The 2,529-nt window shown below is 70.8% G+C and carries 3 protein-coding genes; all 3 read left to right on the top strand.

Annotated features, from left to right (window positions below; all coding sequences use genetic code 11):
• The coding region (locus ABD191_RS28535; protein WP_344088956.1) for a cell division protein FtsK at window positions 1-1,724 on the top strand (1,724 nt) is incomplete at its 5' end.
• Window positions 1,725-1,883: 159 nt separating this feature from the next.
• A complete protein-coding gene (locus ABD191_RS28530; RefSeq protein ID WP_344088953.1) occupies window positions 1,884-2,144 on the top strand; it encodes a hypothetical protein in 261 nt (86 codons plus the stop codon).
• Window positions 2,141-2,464: a hypothetical protein gene (locus tag ABD191_RS28525; RefSeq protein ID WP_344088950.1), complete on the top strand. Its 324-nt coding sequence runs from the start codon at window positions 2,141-2,143 to the stop codon at window positions 2,462-2,464. The genes ABD191_RS28530 and ABD191_RS28525 overlap by 4 nt, the downstream gene beginning before the upstream one ends.
• Window positions 2,465-2,529 lie beyond the last annotated feature (65 nt).

The following is a 2,529-nucleotide window of genomic DNA, read 5'->3' as shown; positions in this document are numbered from 1 at the left end:
GCGGGCTGCGGTGGACTACCGCCGAGGAGGGCAACTGGCAGTTGCGCCAGCACGCCGCGAACACGAACGACGCCTACACCTGGCAGTCACTCAACCGCACCCGCAGCAAGGAAGCCCGGGGTCGGTGGTGGGTCGTCATCCCCGCACTGCTCGCGGTGCTGATCGGCCTGATCGTGGCCTACATGACGGACGCCGTGCCGTGGTGGGGCTGGTACGCGGCCCTCGCGGCGCTCGCGGTCGTCTGCGCGCGGGCGGGGCGCCCGCCGGACAAGCCGATCACCGATCGGGTAACCAACGGTCGCCGGTTCACGCGGTTGACCGCCGACATGGTGCGTACCGCGCTGGTGTCACTGGGGTTGCCGCAGCTCAAGGAGGCCGGGCAGGTGGAGTTCGTCCATCCCGGTGTCCACCGTGACGGCCCCGGCTGGCTCGCCCGCGTGAACCTGCCCGCCGGCCTGGAGGCGGTGAAGATCCTCGACCGGCGCGGCGGCCTGTCCTCGGCGCTGCGCCTACCCGTTGACCAGGTGTGGCCCACGGCCGGGCCGGACCACGCCGGGCAGCTCGACCTCTGGGTGGGCTACCAACCGGCGTCCGTGATGGGTAAGCCCGCCTGGTCGCTGACCGCGCCGAACGCGGTGTGCAGCGTGTTCGATGAGCACGAGTTCGGGTCCGACGAGCGGCAACGGCCGGTCAAGACGTCGTTGTTCGCCCGGTCGGTCCTGGTCGGCGGGCAGCCCGGCAGCGGCAAGTCGTACATGGCCAAGGCCCTGGCCACGATCGGGGTGCTCGACCCGACGTGCGAACTCAAGATTGCCGAGTTCAAGGGCACCGGCGACTTCCTCGACCTCGAACCGCTGTGCTCGACCTACGTCGTCGGCGTGGACGACACAGCCCTTGCGGCCGGCGCGGGCATCCTGCGGTGGGCGCTGGCCGAGGCGGAGAAGCGCGGCAAGCTCATCCTTGCCGCGAAGAAGCGCGGCGAGGCGCCGCACGGCAAGGTCACCCCGGAACTCGCGCGTAAGCCCGGCTCCGGCTTGCACACGTTGATGATCGTCATCGATGAGGCGCACGAGTTGTTCGCCGCGTATCCGCAGGCCGCCGAGGACGCGGAGCGGCTGATCAAGCGGGCGCGGGCGCTCAACATCATCGTCATCCTGGCCACGCAGATCCCGGACAAGACAAGCCTGCCGCCCAACATCGTGCGGTGCGTGACGAACCGGATCTGCCTGTCCGTGGCCGGTCAGGTGGAGAACGACATGATCCTCGGGACCGGCGCCTACAAGCGGGGCATCACCGGAACCGTCTACCGGCCCGGCATTGACGCCGGGTGGGGCGTCATGACCGGCGGCCCGACGCCGGTGTCGGTGCAGTCGCACTTTCCCGACGAGAAGACCCAGGCCGAGATCGTGGCCCGTGGCCTCGCGCTGCGTGGTGGTCACGCGGTCGGCGTGGCCGATCTGCCGATGGCGCGCAACCTGCTCGCCGACCTCGCCGAGGTCTCGGCCAGCAACGGGCAGCACTGGGCACCGGCCGCCGAAGCGCTGACCGAGCGGTGGCCCAACGCCTACGCGACGCTCACCGCCGAGGCGCTGTCGGAGATGGCACGCGCCCAGGGCGTCGCGTCGGTCGACGTGAAGATCTCCGGACGGGTCGCCAAGGGCTACCGGCTCGACGCCCTCCGGGCCTTGATCGCCGAGAAGGGCAACCCGGACGTAAGCGCGTAACCAGGGCGGTAGCGGACAGGGTAGCGGCCGGCGCATAGGTAGCGCCGCCGCTACCCCTCCCGCTACCCCACACATCCCAACCGACCTGCGGCTACCTGCGACCGGTAGCGGGTCGCGGCATGCCAAAAACAGGCCGCAAACGGCCCCAGGAGGCCTCCCGTGACACCCACGCTCCTCGCAACCCTGCTCGGCACCCTCACCGCCGGTCTCTACGCGGCGGCGTGCTGGGCGCTCCCGTTCGGCAAGTGCCGGTTCTGCGGCGGCAAGGGCCACTACACCACCTGGATCTTGAAGCGGATCAAGCCCTGCCGAGCCTGCAAGGGCACCGGCCTACGGCTGCGCCACGGCCGGCGCGCCTTCAACTACCTCGCCCGCATCCACCGCGACGCCACCCACACGAGGAAGGCCGCGAACCGATGAATCCCTTGCGCCGCAACGCCATCACCACCCGCAAGCCCGGCGACGGGCACCCGCACTGGTGCGCCCGCGACCACTCCTGCACCGCCTACACGATGCCGACCGGCGAGCACCGCTCCGACCTGCTCGTCTGGCAGACGGACTACGGCAAGTTCATCGCCACCCGCGTCCGCACCCGGACCGGCAAGGACCGCATCGAGCTACGGGCCGTGGTCCGGCTCGACCCCAACCAGCGCACCGCCCACCGGCAGGCACAACGCCTGGTGGTCGGCATGGATCTCGCCGTCCGCGACGCGTTGCGGACCACCCGGAGGGCCGCCTGATGCCGCGCACCCGCGCCGCGTTCCACGACCCGGACGGCGACCGGTACGGCATCCCCACGTTCTGG

Source organism: Luedemannella helvata, from assembly GCF_039528415.1.
GTDB lineage: Bacteria > Actinomycetota > Actinomycetes > Mycobacteriales > Micromonosporaceae > Luedemannella > Luedemannella helvata.
Note: the sequence above shows the minus strand (reverse complement) of the source record. Positions and strands in the feature narration are given on the sequence as shown.

Coding starts and splice junctions, on each gene's coding strand:
- ABD191_RS28525 (WP_344088950.1), top strand. CDS start 2,141: ATGAATCCCTTGCGCCGCAACGCCATCACCACCCGCAAGCCCGGCGAC.